Here is an 18,338-nt window from a genome sequence, read left to right on the forward strand (position 1 = left end):
GATCTGTACTCGGCGCAGCAGTCGCTGATCAGCGCGCGTCTGGCCCGCTGGACGAACCTGGTCGACCTGTACCGCGCGCTCGGCGGCGGGTGGATCCAGCGTGCCGGCGAAGCGCCGCGCGCGCCCGATGCGCCGGTCGACTACGACAAGGCGGCCGCGCCGGCGCCTGCGTCGGCAGCGGCGAACGGGTAAGCATGGAGAAGGGCGAGCGCGGTTTGCCGCGCTTGCGTGTCGAACCGGCTGTATGCGGAAACGAGAACGCCACGGACGAAAGTCCGTGGCGTTGTGTTGTGTACCGTCGCCCGTGCGAGGCGCGGCATGACGTTACGCTTGCTTCGTCCAGAGTGTCCGGCCGAAGAACGTGAGCGTGCGATCCCACGCCATCTGCGACCACACCGGATCGAACTGCGTGCCGGCGATGCGGCCGGGGCCGACGGCCGTCTCGTTCGCGAACGCATGGTGCGCGAGATAGCGGTGGAATTCGAAACCGACGTTCGCATCGGTCAGCTTCTTTTCCAGTGCGTCGACCTGGTCGATCGTGAAGAACGCATCCTGCGTCGCCCAGTGACCCATCAGCGGCACCTTGAGCTTGGCCGGGTCGAGGTAGTCGAGCGGCGGCAGACCGTACCACGTGACGCCGGCGTCCGCTTCGGCGTACTGCAGCGACAGCAGCGTGAGGGCGCCGCCCATGCAGTAGCCCGTCACCGCGACACGCGGCGCGAGCGTCTTCAGGTACGCGACCGCGCCGGGAATGTCCTGCGACGCGGCGTCGCCGAAATCGAGGCCGGTCATCAAGTGGTGTGCTTCTTCTTCCTCGACGGTCGACTTGCCGCGATACAGGTCGGGCACGAGCGCGAAGTAGCCGCAGCGCGCGAGACGATCCGCGACGCCGCGGATCTGGTCGTTCAACCCCCACCATTCCTGGATGACGACGACCGCGGGCGCGCCTTCGGTCCGTGCCGGCGTGGCGAGATAGCCCTGCAGCTCCTGACCGTCCGGGCGGCGAAACGTGATCGTGGAACCGGATGTTTGAGACATGAAACCGCTCCTTTTCGAAAAATGCGCCGAGTGCGACATCGGGCCGGCCAGCGGGCGTCGTGATACCGCTCGCGTTCATTCCGGCCGGCGCCGACCACGGGCCATTCTATGCGCAAACACCGGACGGCTGCGTGAACGGTACCGCGTCGCGCGACCGGGGGACGGAAGCGGACGACCGGAAAGCAAACACCCCGCCCCGGTGAACGGGAGCGGGGTGTCGCGTGTACGACGTGCGTATCGGAATACGGCGCGAGTACGCCGCGAATACGCGGGCGCGTATCCGGCTTACTGGCCGAAATAGATCGAGTCGCGGCCTTCCTGCTTGACCGCGATCGCGCGGCCGGCACGCGCGCCGGCGGCTGCTTGCGCGCCGTAGCCGGTTTCATCGGCGTTCGTCACGCGGGCCTGGGCGGCCTGCAGTGCACGCGGGTAATACGGATCGGATGCTTCGGGCTTGTAGCCGGCCTGTTCGAGCTGAACGAGTTCCGCACGCACCTGGGCACGCGTGAGCGAGCCCGACGGGTTCGATTGCGCGAATGCGCCGTACGACGCGGACAGGGCAGTTGCGGCGACGACAGCGGTGATGAACGACTTCATGGTGACCTCCGGTTCTGTTGATTTCGCGCTTCGCTCGTTGCGTTCAGCGGTTGATTGCATCGTAACGATCGCGTTACCGGTCGGAAATACGCGTTGCAGCGAATCATTATTGCAACTGGGTAAACGATTCGCGCGGCATGGCGTTTCGTCTGAATATTGCCGGCGTGCCGGCGTGCCGGCGTGCCGGCGTGCCGGAGCACGAGCGGGGCCTTCAGGCGATCGAGTCGATCGGCGCGACAGACGCGAGAGGGGCAGTTGAATCGCATTCCGAATTATTTTTGCGAGGCCGTCGGCATTGCCCGTTTCGCATCACGCCGCCAGGGTCGCCTGCCGTTTCCGGTATTCGGCCGGCGTGATGCCGACATGCCGGGTGAACGCTCGCCTGAGCGTATCGACGTTCGCGAAGCCGCATTTCGCGGCGACCTGCTTCGGCGTGTCGTGGCCGTTCTCGAGCAACCGGCGGGCGGCCGAGATGCGCGTCACCTCGACCCACGCGGCCGGCGTCATGCCGACCTCCGCGCGGAACAACCGCGCGAAATGGCGCGCGCTCATGCCCGCATGCTTCGCCATCTCGGCCACCGAATGCTCGAGCTCGGGATGCGCCGCGATCCAGCGCTGGACCTCCTGCAACACCGAACGCCCGGCGGGGCGCGCTTCGCCCTTGCGGCTGAACTGGAGCTGCCCGCCCGGGCGCTTGAAGAACATCACCAGTTGCGCGGCGACCCGCCGCGCGATCTCGCGGCCGAGATCTTCCTCGACCAGTGCGAGCGCCAGATCCAGCCCGGCCGTGACGCCGGCGCCGGTGCGCAGCTTGCCGTCGCGCACGTACAGCGCGTCGGCGTCGACCGCGAGCGACGGATACGCCTGCGCGAGCGCGTCGGCAGCGGCCCAGTGCGTGGTCAGGTGACGCCCTTTCAGCAGGCCGGTGGCCGCGAGGAGGAACGCGCCGGTGCAGATCGAGCCGTAGCGCCTGCTTTGCACGGCCGCCGCGCGCAGCCACGCGAGGAGGTCGGTGCGCAGCGCGATCTGGCCGGCGTTCGGCGCGCCGGCGACCAGCAGCGTGTCGATGCGCTCGGGGATGTCGGGCGCGATCCAGTCGGGCAGCAACCGCGCGCCGGACGAACTGCGGATCGGGCCTGGCCCGGCCGCGATGATCCGCAACGCATAGAACGGTTTCCCGCATTCGGCGTTCGCCTGCGCGAACACGTCTAGCGGCGCGGAGACGTCGAGCAGCTGAACGCCCGGAACGGCGAAAATACCCACGACCTTCGGCATGATCGTTGCGTGTTGTATCGAACGTGATGCGCAGCAGTATAGGGGCGCCGCTTTCGTCGTGCAGGCATCGTGTCCGTCGATCGCGCAAAATGGCAGAATTTGTCGTGACATGTCTATTTAAGACATACGTCGGACTCCGGAGAATCGAGGGTATCTTCCACGGAGGTCGACCATGACTGTGAGTGTTGCCGGCATTACCCTTCCCGCTACGCGACTGACGCGCGAGATTACCGAACTCGTGCGCGATACCGAGTCCGAGCTGTTGTTCCATCACTCGAGCCGCGTGTTTTATTTCGCGGCGCTGGCGGGCCGGCGCCGCGGGCTCGACTACGATCCCGAGCTGCTCTATTGCGGCTGCATGTTCCATGACATGGGGCTCACGCACCGGCACAGCAGCGCATGCGAGCGCTTTGAAGTGGACGGTGCCAATGCCGCCCGCGATTTTCTGAAGGGCCACGGGATATCGCAACAGGACATCGACGTCGTGTGGACGTCGATCGCACTGCATACCACGCCCGGCATTCCGCAACACATGCATCCTGTCGTCGCGCTGGTCACGGCGGGCGTCGAGATGGACGTACTGGGCCTCGCTTACCCGGAATACAGCGACGTCGAGCGGGAAGCGGTCGTGCGCGCGCATCCGCGCACGCCGCATTTCAAGGAAGACATCATTCAGGCGTTCTACGACGGCATCAAGCACAAGCCCGGCACGACGTTCGGCAACGTAAAGGCCGACGTGCTCGCGGACAGGGATCCGCATTTCCGTGCGGGCAACTTCTGCAGCGTGATTCGGGCGTCCGCATGGGCCGGCTGAGCGGGGGAGGGCGGCCGCGCCTCGGCCGACGTTGATCGACTGTCGGGCGTACGGCGCATTCGGCGCCGACGCCACCCTCGCGGCCTGGGCCGAACCCGGGGGACAAGGGGCATTCGTTCGACTCGCGTATTACCGTCGGAAAATTGTTACGTGACAACTTCGGGCAATCACGGGCGTGAATTTTATATACTGAATTTGTGTGCCCGCTCCCCGAGGCGAATCTCCGATTCGCGTGTCCCCGAATACCGGCCTGCCAGCCCGACGGGCAAACCCCGATGCTCGGCCGTCCGCAAGCATCCGGCAAAACGCCTATAATGATGGGGCAAATTGCCGGAGACAGGTCATGAGCACCATCGCTTTTCATCCTTCGGGCGTCGCCCATCCGCGTCAGGCCGAATTCACGATTCTCGAACAGTTGCTGGCGATCCGCGTTCGCTCGGGCGCGGATCTGGCCGAACTGGCGAGCGCGCGCGTCGACGTGTCGGTGATCGATCGCCTGTCCGAGCGCGGGCTGAAATCGGACGAGCTGGCCTTCATCATCCCGCGCCGCACGCTGAGCCATCGTCGCCAGGCGCACGAACGCCTGTCGCCGGAAGAGTCGGACAAGGCGATTCGTCTCGCACGCATCGTCGCGCAGGCGACAGCTACCTTCGGCGACCAGGACAAGGCGATGGCGTGGCTGCGCAACGGGCTCCAGCGCTTCGGCGGCCGCACGTCGCTCGACATGGCGAGCACCGAGCATGGCGCGCGGCTCGTCGAAGAGGCCCTCACGCAGATCGACGAGGGGTATTTCGCTTGACGACGCTGTGGCGGATCAGCAATTACGCCGACCTGAAAGGTGTCGGCGGGTTGCGGGCCGGTGGGCGCTGGCATTTCGCCGGGCAGCTGGTTGTGTATCTCGCCGAGCATCCGGCGCTCGCGTTGCTCGAGACGCTGGTTCATTTCGAAATCGCGACCGTCGCGCAATTGCCGAGCGGCTACCAGTTGCTGCGTATCGAGGTGCCCGATTCCGTGGACGTGGCCGAAATCGCCGAAGGCGATGCGCCAGAGGACTGGCGAACGAACGTCGACTGGACCCGCAGCGCCGGCACCGAGTGGCTGCACACGCAGCCGAGCGCGCTGCTGCGCGTGCCGAGCGTCGTCGTGCCGCACGCCCATAACTTCCTGTTGAATCCGCTGCATCCGGCCGCGTCCAGTATCCGTATCGCGGAAGTGATGCAAGCGCCGTACGACACGCGGATTCTGCGGCTGGTCCAGTCGAGGCCGGGCGAATAGCGAACCGGGAGGAACACGATCCGCGCCGGCGGCGCGCGTTCAGCGCTCGTGAGCGGCGCGATCCGCGGCCGCATCGGGCGGCAGCGTCTGCCGGATGCGCGTGACCGTTCGCATGCTGGCGAGGCCGAGCATCGCCGTGACATCGGCATGCGCGTGGCCGGCGAGCAACTGGCGGCGCGCATAGGTATTGCGGAGTATGCGCGGGCTCATGTCCGCTGCGCGAAAGCCGATCGCGTTCAGCGCGTCACGTACGACCAGCAGCAGGAACATGTCGTTCATCGCTCCCCCGCGCGGCGCGGGAAACAGCCGCGCCGACGGCGGCACGTCGGTCGAGTGCGCGCGCCATGCGGCGAGCGGCGCCACCGCGAACGCGGCGAGCGCGATCCGGCGCGCCGGCCGCGCGCGATCGCGCGGCACCGACAATGCCGCTGGCCGCGCGTCGAGATCGAGTGCATCGCCTGTCGCCGCGCGGATCTCGGCCGACGTGATGCCGCTCGCGAGCAGCAGCGCGACGATCGCGCGATTCCGGCAGTCGGCCGGCGTGTCGTTCGCTCGAGGCTGCACATGACGCTGCAGCGCCGCGTCGGCATCGGGCGGCAGGTAGCAGGGCTCGGGCTCGCCGTCCGGCCATGCGAGATCGCGCGTCGATCGGCCGGCCGGATGGATCGTCCGCACACCGGTGTCGACCAGATGCCGGCCGAGCCGGTCGATCAGCTTCGCATAGCGCACGCGCGTCGACGTGCCGGGCGCGCAGGTGCGGTCGAGTTCGGCGAGGAAGGCTGCGACGTGGTCGGGCCCGAATGTCGCGAGCGACACGCGATGTGCGCTCAGGTGGCGCAGGAATCGCTCGAACATCGCGACGTGCTGCACGACCGAGCGCGGCGCGAACGGCCGGCGGCCGGCGCCGGCCGCAGTGGTTTCCTGCCAGGCGCGAAACGCGCCGACGGGGTCGTGAATCCAGCGAGTCGTGTCCATCCCCGCTTTATAGCCGGACGCGGTGACGCCGGCAATCGTCCGGATGCCAGGGCGGAGCGCGGCGATGCCGACCCGTCAGGCCGCGGTACGCGTGCCGTCGATGTCGTCATCGTTCATCGTCAGGCAAACGAGCACGCGCAACAGCGTGATGAAGACGCGGAACGTATCCGGTACGCGGTTCCATTGCATCGATATCCGGATTCCTGACCATTAGCCGCCGGCCGGCATGAACGCGACCAGCCGTGCGAGGAAGCCGAGCTTCAGGCAAGAACGCAGGCGTCGTCAAGCGCGGGCAGCGTGCGCAATGGCGCTGCTGCCGCGCGTCGGGCGAAGGCGCCGCAGCCGCGCCGGCGTGGGCTTGCCTGCCCGGCCGCGCGAGCACGGCGAACGCCATTTGCGTCGCGATGTAAGCCGCATTGCGATGCAGCAGGCAAACCCGCATGCCGGTTCGGTGACGTTGCGTACACAACTTTCGGCTGCGTGACGTGATTTCCCTATTGCCGGAAAAATTTTGTCCGTGCGAGTATCGAACACGTTGCCCGGGCACCGAGGCGGTTGCCGGCAACAGGATGCCCATCGCAACGATCGACAGGAACATCGGCAGACAATGCACAGAACAGCGATTTTTCCGTATGCGTCCGCGTTGCTCGCGGCAGCCCTGCTGACCGCCTGTGGCGGCGACGTCGAGAACGAGGCGGCCCGCACGACCGCGCCTTCCGCCGATGCGAGCTGCCTCGCGGTCGACAACAGCGGCGCGACGGTCGTGGTGGGCTCGAACCAGCCGGGCGACCCGTCGTTGCCGGAAGCGTCGTCGGGCTATCGCACCGGGATGAAGCCCGTCTATGCAAAAACGTACCTCGTGGCCACGTCGAACGCGTACGCGAGCGCGGCCGGTTGCGCGGTGTTGAAGAAGGGCGGCACGGCCGCCGACGCGGCGGTCGCCGTGCAGGCCGTGCTCGGCCTGACGGTGCCCGAGGCGACGGGCCTCGGCTCGGGCGGCGTGCTGCTCTACTACGATGCGCGCGGCAAGACGCTGCAGGCATACGACGGCCGCGAAACCGCGCCGGCCGCCGCGACCGAGAACTACCTGCGCTACGTCGATGACGCCACCGATCATTCGGCGCCGCTGCCGAGCGCGCGCGCGAGCGGCCGCTCGATCGGCACGATCGGCGTGCCGCGGCTCATCGAGGCGCTGCAACAGGATCACGGCCGCTTGCCGTGGCAGAGCCTGTTCGGCGATGCGATCACGCTCGCGACCAACGGTTTCCCGATCGGCGGCCGGCTGGCCGACGCGATCGCCGCGAATGCCGCGAACCTGAAACGCGACCCCGAAGCCGCCGCGTATTTCCTGAACGCCGATGGTTCGCCGAAGACGCTCGGCACCGTTCTGAAGAATCCGGCCTACGCGCGCACGCTGTCGCTGATGGCGCAGTCGGGCGCGAATGCGCTGTATACGGGGCAGATCGCGCAGGACATCGTCGCGAAGATCGCCGCGACGAAGGGCGCGGACGGCTCGACGCTCACGCCGGGAAAGACGACCGTCGCCGACCTTGCCGCATATCAGGCGAAGCGCCGCGACCCGGTGTGCACGACCTATCGCAGTTACTGGGTTTGCGGGATGCCGCCGCCGTCGTCGGGCGGCATCGCGGTCGCATCGGCGCTCGGCATCCTCGAGAACTATGACCTGAAGTCGCTGAAACCGACGGCGATCGATCTCGAAGGCGGCAAGCCGACCGTCGCGGGCGTTCATCTCATTGCCGAAGCCGAACGGCTCGCGTATGCCGACCGCGACAAGTACGTGGCCGATACCGACTTCGTGCCGCTGCCGGGCGGCACGTGGAGCACGTTGCTGAACAAGCCGTACCTGAAATCGCGCGCGGCGCTGATCGACCCGGCCAAGAGCATGGGCACCGCGCAGCCCGGCAATCTCGGTGCCGTGCCGCTCGGCGTCGACACGACGCTGATCGAGCATGGCACGAACCAGTTCACGATCGTGGATGGCGACGGCAACGTGCTGAGCGCGACGACGACGGTCGAATCGAGCATGGGCTCGTTTCACATGACCAACGGCTTCCTGCTGAACAACCAGTTGACCGACTTCTCCGCGAACCCGCTCGACACGTCCGGCAATCCGGTCGCGAACCGCCTGCAGCCGGGCAAGCGGCCGCGCAGCTCGATGGCGCCGACGATCGTGTTCGGGCAGGCTGCCGACGGCTCGCGCGGCGACTTCGTGATGGCGACCGGTTCGCCGGGCGGCGGCACGATTCCGCAATACGTGGTCAAGACGCTGGTTGGCGCGCTTGACTGGGGGCTCGATGCGCAGCAGTCGGCGGGGCTCGTCGATTTCGGCGCGAGCAACAGCCCGACGACCACGATCGGCGGCGAGCATCCGAACGTCAACCCGGCGAACAACGGCGCGAACGATCCGCTGATCACGGGGCTGCTCGCGCTCGGGCACAAGGTATCGACGTCCGCTCAGGCGAGCGGCGTCAACACGGTGATGCGCGTGACGGTCGGCCAGTCGCCCGCGTTGCAGGGCGGCACCGATCCGCGTCGCGAAGGCATCGTGCTCGGCGATACGTTCCGGCCGTAGCCGGGCAGCGTACGCACGGCCCCGGTCCGCTCGTTAGCGGCCGGGGCCGTGCATCGTGACGCGGCCGCATCGACGGCCACGCGATCCTCATCCTTCGGAATGCAGATGAGGCGGCCGGCATGAAGCACGTCTGCCGGCCCGGACTGCGCCCGTCCATCGTCGAATAGGGCGGCCGCCCCGCCGCAACCCTCCGATTGTCAAACAGTGTGAGCCAATCGTCAGCATTTGCAACGGAAGTAACAGTCCCCGCAATTCGATCGTTTTGCACGCCGCCGCCGCTACATTAGCCCCACCTGCCGCATGTCGCGGCGAGGCATGCGACAAGCCGCACGAAGGCGGCCCGCAGCAACAACGTCTTTGGGGAGAATGACCATGAACACGATTCGCACGATTCTGCTGGGTGCCGCTCTGACGGCGATGGCGACTTCGGCTGCATTCGCACAGACGGCCCAGACCGGTGCGCAGGGTTCCGCAGGCGTCGGCGCCCAGGTCCAGACGCCGCTGCTCGGCGGCGGCGTGGGTGTGCAGGCCGGCGGCGGCGCGAATGCGGCAGGTTCGGGTTCGGGCGCGGGCGATGTCGTCGGCGGCGCGCTGAACGGCGTCGGCAAGACGGTCGGCGGCGTGGGCTCGGCAGCCGGCGCGGCGGTCGGCGGCGCGACGCAGGCGGTCGGTTCGGCGGCCGGCGCGACGAAGGATGCGGCGGCATCGGCCGTCCACGCGACGAAGTCGCACGTGAAGCGCGTCGCGGGCTCGGCGAAGAGCCATGCACAAGGCGCGGTGTCGACCGCGGGCGACGTCGCCGGCGGCGCGAAGGCGAAGGCCGGCGAGGCGCTCGAAGGCGCGACGAACTCGGTGCAGGGCGGCGCGTCGGTTGGCGTGAAGGGCTCGGCGTCGGCGCAAGGCGGCGCGCTGTAACAAGTAGCACGCATCGCGTCACGGCCCGGCCCGCTTCGATGCGGGCCGGGCTTTTCTATTGGGGAAACGCGATGTGTCGTGCGCGGTGCCTCATGTCGAAACACGGCAGCATGAGTGCATCGATATTGATTAGGATGACAGAAATAAAAAAGTGGGCGCTCGACTGAACTCGACGCCGAAAGGAGACGGCCATCGGGCCGGGGACACCGGAACGGCGTATCCACCCCGAACATTTCGGCGGCCCCCGATGCGGGGCGCTTTGGCGACTTCAAGGAGCCTATCGTCCAGGCGGCATGTCGAGTGACATCGGAGCGCCGTGGAATGGATGAGCCCGCCTTGTCCGGTGTTTCCGTATCTCTTCACGCCTGGATGCCCGGGCGGCACATTGACAGGCGCAGCAACCTGATGTCGGCGCGCAAGCCGAGCCTTTCGATGCTGCTATCAAGCAGCTATCGCTCGCAATTTTCACTTTCATGGCTCAATGACGATCGCCGTAAAGGTATTTGAAATGATTGAATAAAGTGTTTGCAAGAAAAGTGGGGGTTGGTTTATAAATACGAGCGATTTGTATTCTCTGTCGATCGCCACCATCGACGTTGATGGGGTTTCAGATGGATGTGACTTTGAGGGCCGCCTGCAAAGCAGGCTATGCCGACGTTGGGAGAATCCCGCCGAATTTTCTGAACTCGTCAGCCCGTGCCTGATGAATCGCAGGGGTAGCACGTTATTTTCGTGATCGAAGCGATGATTATCTGATTGGTGTCAATTGCGTGTCATCTTGTGATTCGCATTGGTGCTAATGAGGTATTTCATAATTAAATTGATTCGGATTGCGAAATTATAAGAAGGCGTTCGATGAAAAATGAAATGGTTGAAAATTACTTTTTTATTATCTGTAATCCGACCGTTGAAAAACGAGATCGCATCATGAATACGCTGCTAAGGATAAAGCACCCGCAGTGATCGAACGTGTCGCCAGTCGACCGACACATCCGATTCATCTCCACCGAACAATATCGAGAGAAGACGACCGCGAAATGCACCACGCGGTGCATCGGTCGTCGACACCGAAAGCGGCGTATTCGCCTGATGTCAGACAGGTGAGTGCCGGATTTCACACGAGGGAAACAAATGACTCTTTTTGACGGGATCGATCCGTCCGATTCATGGCCGATGTCGAAACCCATTGCACACGATGAATGGCGCGGCGACGAGGCGATCCGGTCCACCGGCGTCGCCCCGTTACATCCGTGTTCAAGTCAACCTGCACGATGCATGCGGCAGGCCCCTTCGATACGTGAAATTCGGTGAGACACGAGTGAATACGATGATATCCACGATGGCAGATGACGCCAAACCCGACGCGGACATTCGGCCGCGGCTCGCGACGCAACCCTCGAAACTCCTGGTGCTTGGCAAGCGCACGATCGACGAACTCGACTACGACCCATCGATGGTGCTCGAAGCCGTCGAACGGGCATACCTTGGCCTCGGCACCGGCGAATCCGACAATCCGCGCAAGCTGATGAGCCAGCCGGCGGACAAGCATTCCGTCGCGTACTCGATGCTGGGTCGAGACGGTGGACGCAGAACGGTCGGTTTCAAGACGTCGTATAAGTTCGATCCGGAACATAACCGCGAACTTCAGAAGTACTACACGACGTTGTTGCTGTTCGACGACGAAACGGGCCTGCCTGTCGCGCTGATGGACGGCAGCCTGGTCGGGTCGCTGCGCACGCCGGCGGTGTCGGCCCTGATCGCGCGCGCAGCGGCGCCGCGGGCGCGAACGGCCCTCATCGTCGGCACGGGCACGCAGGGGCGGATGGCGGCGCCGTTCCTGCTCACCGCATTGCCGGACGTCGAGCGCGTGATCGTGCACGGTCACTACGAGTCGGGAATCGACGCCGTGCGCAATACGCTGAAGCGCTTTCACCCGGATCGTGACATCGAAGTGTCGAAGGATCTCGTCGCCTCCGCGAACGAGGCCGACATCGTGCTGGGCGTGGCTGGCGCCGGTGTATCGGAGGCCGTGCGGCACGCGGCGCTGAAGCCGGGCGCGCTGGCGCTGCTGGTCGGATACGGAATTCATGCTGACGCGCTGCATTGCGCCGATTACCGCATCGCGACGAGCGAGGCGCAAATGCAGGTGACCGGCGCCGATCTCGTGGACGAAGCCGGAAAACTGCCTGCTGTCGACGCCGAGTTGCCGGACATACTGCTGGGCCGCAAGCCTGCACGGCGCAACGACACCGATATCGTTTACGCGTTCAACAGCGGAATGATCGTGACGGACATCGCGCTCGGGCGCGTGTTGGCCGATGCCGCGCTGGCGAAAAGGCTCGGTCGGGAAGTCGAACTATGGTGACGGATATTCCCCGATTGCCGGCGTTGTGGGATCCGCTACTGCGCGATTTCGTGGACGGACATCAGGCGATGATCCACGATCTTGTCGATGGCTTCGACGCACCCCTTCATTTCCTGTTTCCCGGGCGCTTCGCGCGCAATGTCGCCGAATTTCAGCGCGTACTGGACGATCGCCAGGTGTCGGGGCGCATTTACTATGCGAAGAAGGCGAACAAGGCGCGATGCTTCGCGCATGCGGCCGCGGCATCCGGGATCGGCGTCGACGTCGCGAGCACGGGCGAATTCTCGGAAGCGTTGGCCGCCGGGGTGTGCGGGACCGATATCGGCGTATCCGGGCCGTCGAAGTCGGAGGCGCTGCTGCGGCTCGCGGTTTCGCACGATGCGTTGATCGCGATCGACAGCGAGGAGGAACTCGATCGGCTGATCGCGCTCTCGGGACAGGCCAGGCGGACCGCGCGCATTCTGTTGCGCATGGCGCCCACGGCACGAGGCGATAGTCGATTCGGATTGAGTGCCGAGGCGCTGCGCGTTGCGCTGTCGACCTGTGCCGCGACGCAGGCGTCGGTCGCCCTTGAAGGGTTCTCGTTTCATCTGTCCGGGTACAGCGCGATGGAGCGCTGCAATCAGGCCGCGATGGCGATGCGTGCGTGCATGGCTGCTCGTGAACTCGGCCTTGCGCCGAACACGATCAATATCGGCGGCGGCTTCGCGATGTCGTACGCCAGCGAGAGCGACTGGCGCGCATTCCAGCGCGCACACCGGCCGGACGATTACCACGCGAACAAGGTATTCGGCGGCTTCTATCCGTATCACTCTGCCTGCAGCGGCGCGCGGATGCTCGATGCAATCCTGGCGGGCACTCCCGACACGGAGTCCGCAACACTCGCCGAACTGGCCCGCGAGTATGGCCTGAAAATCATGCTGGAACCGGGGCGTGCACTGCTGGATCAGGCAGGATTCACGGTCTTTGCCGTGCAGGGCGTGAAGGACTGCGGCGACTATGGCATCGCGACCGTCAATGGCACGAGCTTCAGCGTTTCGGAGCAATGGTTCGCCAGCGAATTCCTGCCCGATCCGGAACTGCTGAGCGCGGCGCGCGAGCCCTCGCGATCGCCGCGGACGGGCACGCCTTATCGCGCCTGTGTCGGCGGGGCGAGCTGCCTCGATTCGGACATGCTGACCTGGCGCAAGATCGCATTCGGGCAGCGCCCGGAACCCGGTGATCTGCTGATCTACCCAAACACGGCCGGCTACCAGATGGATTCGAACGAATCTTCGTTTCACGAGCTGCCGCTTCCCCCCAAGCTTGTCTTGGCACTTGACGGCGCACGGCCGCGTTGGCGCGTCGATCGCCTCTTCCAGTTTCCGGGAGCCTGACCATGAATGTACGCTTTCTCGGTGAGCAAGCCACGATCACCGTACCTGCGATCGTGTCGAAGGTATCGGATCTTGTCGGCCGCACGCCGTTGTTCGAATTGATTCGCGGCGCCAACGGCGCGCGCATCCTGCTTAAACTCGAGTCGACGAATCCGACCGGCAGCGCCAAGATCCGGATGGCAAGGCAGATGCTCGATGAAGCCGAACGGGACGGGAGTCTCCGGCCGGCCGGGCATGTGATCGAATCGACCTCCGGCAATACGGGCATGGGGCTCGCGCTGTTGTCGGCCGAGCGCGGCTATCGGTTCACCGCGGTCGTGGATCGTCACGCATCGAAAGACAAGTTGCGCGCGATGCAGGCCTTCGGCGCGGCACTCGTCTACGTGAGCGACGGCGACGAGATCGCGACGGCGGACCGGGACGCACTTGCCAAGCGCATGGCGGCCGACGATCCGGACGGCATCTGGACGGAGCAGCACAACAATCCCGCGAACGGTAACGGTTATCGCGGGCTGGCACATGAGCTGCGCGACATTCTTGGTGACCGGATCGACTTTCTGGTCGGTGCGGTCGGCACCGGCGGGTCGCTGTTCGGCACTGCGCGGGAACTGCTCGCGACCGGCCCGGCGCCGCGAGTCGTCGGCGTCGAGCCCGTCGGCTCGATCGTTTTCGGCGGCGAAGGCGGGCCGTATTATCAGTCGGGCACCGGGACACCGCCCGGCGCCGAGATCGGCGCGTTGGTCGACTATGCGTTGCTCGACGAAGGCTTCAAAGTGACGGACGCGGCCGCATTCAATACAGCACGCTATATCGCACGCAAGAAGTCGCTGCTCGTCGGCGGCTCGGCAGGCGGTGTCGTCTGGCACGCGTTGAAGATGTTCGATTCGCTGCCCGCGGGTGCGACACTCGTGGCCCTGGTCTGTGACGGCGGGGAGAAATATCTGGACACGGTGTTCAACGACGACTGGATGCGAGAGCGGAATCTGCTCGACGAGTCGGTTGCTCACGAACTTGAATCGATATTTTCCCGCGCCGTATGAAACTTCATCGGCAAGTCTGGCTCGATGCCAGACAAATCGGCGTGCTTGCCGCTCCGCTCGTTCTCACGCAGCTCGCACAGGTGGCGCTGACGACCACCGACATCGTCATGATGGGGATGCTTGGCCCGCGCGAGATCGCCGCTGGCGGTCTCGCGCTGACGATCTTCAACCAGTTCCGGACGATGGGAACCGGGCTGGTGACGGGAACCGGCAACCTCGTCGCGTTCGCGAACGGCCAGCACGCGCATGCAGAAATCATGCGGCTGGTGCGGTCCGGCTTTGCGTTGTCGACGCTCGCGGCACTGATGTTTGCATTGATGATGCTGTGCATCGAAATGCCGCTTGTCTGGCTCGGGCAGGATCCCGACGTCGCGCGGCAAACATCGTTCTATCTGGCGGCGGCCGCGCCCGGCATGTTGCCGTGTCTCTGGTTTCAGGTGCTTCGACAATATACCGTCGGATTGCGCAGGCCTGGGCCGCTATTGGCGATCACGATCGTATCGATCGTCGTCAACGCCGCGCTCGACTATGCATTGATGTTCGGCCGGTTCGGATTTCCGAAGCTCGGCCTGATCGGCATTGCGTGCGCAACCAGTTGCGTGTACCTGCTTTCCTTCATCGCGTTCCTGACGATCGCTAGGCGCCGGCCGGAACTGTCCGAACACTTGTCGCTCGCCGTCTGGCGTGCCGATGCCGATACGTTGGCGCGGACGTGGCGGATGGGTTTGCCGATTGCGGCAACCTATGGATCGGAGGCAGCGTTCTTTACCGTCCTCACGCTCGTGATCGGGACGCTCGGCGCCGATGCGCTCGCCGCCCAGACAATCGTGAATCAGGTGATCTACATCGTGTTCATGATTTCCGTCGGCTTGTCTCATGCGTCGTCGATCAGCATCAGCCATGCGTGTGCACGGCACGACTATCGCGGGGCGCGTCGACTCGGCTATACCGGGCTCGCGTCGGGCGTCGTGATCATGGTGATCGTCGCGCTGCCATATCTGGTCGCACCGGCGCGCGTGCTTGCGCCGTTTCTCGATAACCGGGTGGCCGCGAGTGCCGAAGTGCTGCGACTCGCCGGCGGGCTGCTGACGATCGCGGCACTGCTGCAAATCTTCGATTGCAGTCAGAACATCGGCGTCGGCATCTTGCGAGGGCTCGGTGACGTAACGAGTTCGTTCCGGATATCGATCGTCGGATACTGGGTCATCGGTCTGCCGGTCGCCTGGGTGGCCGGTGTGCTGCTGGGATACGGCATCTATGGCATATGGAGCGGACTCGCCATCGGCCTTGCGGCCACGGCGTCGATGTTGCTGCACAAGTTCGAGGGCCGCCTTCGCGCGATGGCGAAACGCCCGTCGGGCGGGCATTCGTGAACTGGCTAGCGGTACCGACGAGCACACGGATACAGATGCGGTGCCAGCATGCCCGGCCATACTGGCCGGCGCCGGATGCAGCGCCGTTCGCATACTGTCGACCGATGGCAGTACGCGGTTTGTCGCTGTCGCCACGCCGGCGATGTGCCCGCCGTTCGATCGATCAGGAGCGGGTGTCGCGAGATGCGTCGACCGGCTGGTTGCGTGAATCAGGATTTTTTGCCGATTCAGTCAGGGAATATTCGAACGGACGGGGAAGATTTGACTGCGTTCAGGCAGCAGGATCGGATCAATCGATTTTCCTGAATTATCGGCGTGGCAATTGACTGTCGCAAATTCAAACGATGTAAATAATCGACGGAACTATACGAGCATGCGAAATTGAAATCACGGAGATTTGTAAAGTTTTCTAGCTCGATCGGGCCGTGGCTTCTGCAAAATCGCGCTTGATGTCGAGATATTGAAACGACGTGCGTCAGTTTGTCGCAGGCATGAAACAAAATTCGAATTTTTGATGTAACTAGATAGAAAGCTTCATTACATATTTTTTTCGAAAGGTAATGTTTCTGTCTTCTGTCCTCCGATATACTTGCGCAGCGCCAGGTTTAGAGAATGAAGTCTAGGCGTGAAGTTCAGCCGCCGGCTCTTCAATTGGCCATTGTCTGGCTTGCGGCTGGTGAATGAATACATTTCGACATCGCGCGCGTGGATGAAATCGTTCTGTCATTAGGGCATGTGAAGTCCGGTTTCAATAATTGGCATGTTAATAATTCAGATGTTAATCATTCGGCGTCGTTGATCCGTACTCCTTGACAAATGTTTGTTCTGGAAGCATGGCATCGCGAGCGATGCTTGACTTGATGTTGTCATCGAATATTGGCCAGTGCCGATGTACAGGGAGTAAGCGCCAGGTGCCGGCAATCCGTTACGGTCTTGAAGCTTGGGTAAATAAACCGGGTTGCCACGGCGCGTCGACGATCAAGAACCTTGTCTTTTCAATAAGGGCCCGGAAAATTGGAGACCTTTTCTCGCATCATCGGCGAGATTCTTCGTCCCAACGGTTTGACCGAGGGGATCGATCAGCTCGCGGAAAAAATTGGACGAGTGATTCCGTTCGACAAGTGTTTGATTTTGCATGGAGGAAGCGGCGATGCAGCTTCTCACGGACTGATATATCGCTATGGTGCCGCGAACGACGCCGGAACCCGACGAGGCCTGACGCTGTTTGGAGCCGGGATCGACATTGATCGATATTTGAGTTGCTTCGCCTTGTCGGATCGTCAGGATCATACCTTTCGCTGGCGCGATCTCGACGGGGAATTGCCGCAACGCGATGCGCAGGTCAACGATGTCGCGTCATACATGCGCGGGCAGGGGGTGGTCGCTTGTATTGGCGCGCCGCCCGGCGATTCGACGGCCATTCGGACCGTCTTGCAGTTGAAGTGCGAAGACACGACGTTGCATTCGGCGTTGCTCGTCAGTCTCATTGCCATGCATTTGCATGCAGCACTGACCCAGAAGATTGCGAGACAGAGCCGGGAAGCCGCGGAATCACCTGCGGCAGGCTTCGAGCCGGATGCTTGCGCGGACCCGAACAGGATTCAGTTCACGAGAAAGGAATCCGATGTAATCAAATGGGTAGTCGAAGGCAAGACTGCGTGGGAAATTGGCCGAATACTTTCGATGTCGGAAAGAACGGTCAAGTTTCATCTGACGAATGTGTATGAAAAACTGCGTGTTTCGAACAGGGCGCAGGCGGTGGCGAAGGTTAGCCGTCTGGGATTGATCTAGGAGAGTTCGGGAATGTCTTTCAAGGAAAAGGTCAAGGCATTTGTCGCGCGTCATGGGTTTACGTACAAAGCCTATATTTTGTCGATTCTCTTTCTGCCGCCTGCCGCGCTTTATATCGCATGGAAGCGGCCGGGCTTGCCGGTCCCGGGCCGTGTCCTGCTGTGCGTGACCGGGGTGCTTGCGCCTCCATTGGTCGGCATAGCCACGGCGATGATCCTGAAAAGCGCGTTCGATCTGGTCCGGACCGCCATTTCCGTTTAGTTTGCCTGCTGCCTGCCGAATACGATTCCGCTTTCCCGAGCGTGGTTCTCGATCGCATCATCATTCATTTCATAGACGCCAATGAATGCCCGACTGCCAAGCGTACATTTGCTAGATCGTGTTCGGGCAATAGCAGGATTACATGAACCGTCGCGCAATATTCCGTATAACTACACGTCGTTTTCCGATCGCGAGATCGTGATCCGCCTGCTCGGCGAAGAGGCGTGGTCGGTGCTCGACGAACTGCGCGCCGAGCGCCGCACGGGCCGCTCGGCGCGGCTGCTCTGCGAAGTGCTCGGCGACATCTGGGTCGTGCGCCGCAACCCGTATCTGCAGGACGACTTGCTCGATAACCGAACGCGTCGCGCGTTCCTGATCGCCACGCTGCATGACCGGCTGTCCGAAATTGCAAGACGTCGTCGGGTGAGTGTGAGCGGATGGTACGACGCCGCCGGCCGCGAGCGCGCATCGCGCGTCGAGATGCTGGAAGCGGCGGCGCAGCGCGCGGTCGACGAGTTCGCCGACGAATTCGACAAGATGGCCGAGCTGCGTCGCCGCGCGACCAAGGCGCTCGGCCGCTGCACGCAGAAGGACAACATCCGCTTCGACGGGCTGTCGCGCGTGTCGCACGTGACCGATGCGACCGACTG

General features: G+C 63.8%; 17 protein-coding genes and 1 pseudogene. 14 read left to right on the forward strand and 4 right to left on the reverse strand.

From position 1 onward, the window contains the following. Positions 1-192 (forward strand): annotated as a pseudogene (locus C5F75_RS35855) (multidrug transporter); the annotation flags it as partial. A 132-nt stretch (positions 193-324) separates the two neighbouring features. Here the strand turns inward: C5F75_RS35855 and C5F75_RS35860 are convergent. The 3 genes from C5F75_RS35860 to C5F75_RS35875 form a co-directional block, all read right to left on the reverse strand. Continuing rightward, positions 325-1,038, reverse strand: coding sequence for a dienelactone hydrolase family protein (locus tag C5F75_RS35860; protein WP_059579575.1), 714 nt, complete (start codon positions 1,036-1,038; stop codon positions 325-327). Between the two features lie 285 nt (positions 1,039-1,323). Then, a complete protein-coding gene (locus C5F75_RS35865) occupies positions 1,324-1,635 on the reverse strand; it encodes a DUF4148 domain-containing protein (RefSeq protein ID WP_060317460.1) in 312 nt (103 codons plus the stop codon). Positions 1,636-1,944: 309 nt separating this feature from the next. Then, positions 1,945-2,910 (reverse strand): GlxA family transcriptional regulator, encoded by a 966-nt coding sequence (locus C5F75_RS35875; protein WP_059638648.1) that lies wholly within the window; start codon positions 2,908-2,910, stop codon positions 1,945-1,947. Positions 2,911-3,082: 172 nt separating this feature from the next. Here C5F75_RS35875 and C5F75_RS35880 point away from each other — a divergent pair, with 172 nt between their 5' ends. From C5F75_RS35880 to C5F75_RS35890, 3 genes are all read left to right on the forward strand, one after another. Further along, positions 3,083-3,724, forward strand: a complete 642-nt coding sequence (locus C5F75_RS35880; protein ID WP_104013538.1) for an HD domain-containing protein — start codon at positions 3,083-3,085, stop codon at positions 3,722-3,724. Positions 3,725-4,067: 343 nt separating this feature from the next. Continuing rightward, positions 4,068-4,523 (forward strand): type II RES/Xre toxin-antitoxin system antitoxin, encoded by a 456-nt coding sequence (gene parS / locus C5F75_RS35885; protein ID WP_006480981.1) that lies wholly within the window; start codon positions 4,068-4,070, stop codon positions 4,521-4,523. Further along, the gene (locus C5F75_RS35890; protein WP_104013539.1) at positions 4,520-4,999 is read left to right on the forward strand and encodes an RES family NAD+ phosphorylase; all 480 of its coding nucleotides are present in this window, start codon (positions 4,520-4,522) and stop codon (positions 4,997-4,999) included. The genes parS and C5F75_RS35890 overlap by 4 nt, the downstream gene beginning before the upstream one ends. Before the next feature lie 39 nt (positions 5,000-5,038). On the opposite strand, the gene C5F75_RS35895 is transcribed toward C5F75_RS35890, so the two are convergent. Beyond that, the gene (locus tag C5F75_RS35895; protein ID WP_059579588.1) at positions 5,039-5,974 is read right to left on the reverse strand and encodes a tyrosine-type recombinase/integrase; all 936 of its coding nucleotides are present in this window, start codon (positions 5,972-5,974) and stop codon (positions 5,039-5,041) included. A 607-nt stretch (positions 5,975-6,581) separates the two neighbouring features. On the opposite strand from C5F75_RS35895, the gene C5F75_RS35905 reads away from it, so the two are divergent. The 10 genes from C5F75_RS35905 to C5F75_RS35945 form a co-directional block, all read left to right on the forward strand. Continuing rightward, positions 6,582-8,567, forward strand: coding sequence for a gamma-glutamyltransferase family protein (locus C5F75_RS35905; protein WP_104013541.1), 1,986 nt, complete (start codon positions 6,582-6,584; stop codon positions 8,565-8,567). A gap of 372 nt (positions 8,568-8,939) precedes the next feature. After that, positions 8,940-9,482 (forward strand): hypothetical protein, encoded by a 543-nt coding sequence (locus tag C5F75_RS35910; protein ID WP_099318304.1) that lies wholly within the window; start codon positions 8,940-8,942, stop codon positions 9,480-9,482. A gap of 321 nt (positions 9,483-9,803) precedes the next feature. Then, entirely contained in the window at positions 9,804-9,989 is a 186-nt protein-coding gene (locus C5F75_RS36625; protein ID WP_144029781.1) for a hypothetical protein, read from the forward strand. 688 nt (positions 9,990-10,677) lie between these two features. Then, positions 10,678-11,847, forward strand: coding sequence for an ornithine cyclodeaminase family protein (locus tag C5F75_RS35915; RefSeq protein WP_226226221.1), 1,170 nt, complete (start codon positions 10,678-10,680; stop codon positions 11,845-11,847). After that, on the forward strand, positions 11,841-13,223 hold the full coding sequence (locus tag C5F75_RS35920; RefSeq protein WP_104013542.1) for an alanine racemase: 1,383 nt from the start codon (positions 11,841-11,843) through the stop codon (positions 13,221-13,223). Before C5F75_RS35915 ends, C5F75_RS35920 begins: the two co-directional genes overlap by 7 nt. A 2-nt stretch (positions 13,224-13,225) precedes the next feature. Further along, positions 13,226-14,263, forward strand: coding sequence for a cysteine synthase family protein (locus C5F75_RS35925; protein ID WP_104013543.1), 1,038 nt, complete (start codon positions 13,226-13,228; stop codon positions 14,261-14,263). Positions 14,264-14,373: 110 nt separating this feature from the next. Beyond that, the gene (locus C5F75_RS35930) at positions 14,374-15,636 is read left to right on the forward strand and encodes an MATE family efflux transporter (RefSeq protein ID WP_258048638.1); all 1,263 of its coding nucleotides are present in this window, start codon (positions 14,374-14,376) and stop codon (positions 15,634-15,636) included. A gap of 1,014 nt (positions 15,637-16,650) precedes the next feature. Beyond that, positions 16,651-17,427, forward strand: a complete 777-nt coding sequence (locus C5F75_RS35935; protein ID WP_256940240.1) for a helix-turn-helix transcriptional regulator — start codon at positions 16,651-16,653, stop codon at positions 17,425-17,427. 12 nt (positions 17,428-17,439) lie between these two features. Beyond that, entirely contained in the window at positions 17,440-17,688 is a 249-nt protein-coding gene (locus tag C5F75_RS35940) for a hypothetical protein (protein WP_060009226.1), read from the forward strand. A gap of 81 nt (positions 17,689-17,769) precedes the next feature. After that, positions 17,770-18,338 (forward strand): DUF3683 domain-containing protein (locus C5F75_RS35945; protein ID WP_146075247.1); only part of this gene is annotated, 569 nt, incomplete at its 3' end.

The sequence above is a fragment of the Burkholderia anthinoferrum genome, from assembly GCF_002925705.1.
Taxonomy (GTDB): domain Bacteria; phylum Pseudomonadota; class Gammaproteobacteria; order Burkholderiales; family Burkholderiaceae; genus Burkholderia; species Burkholderia semiarida.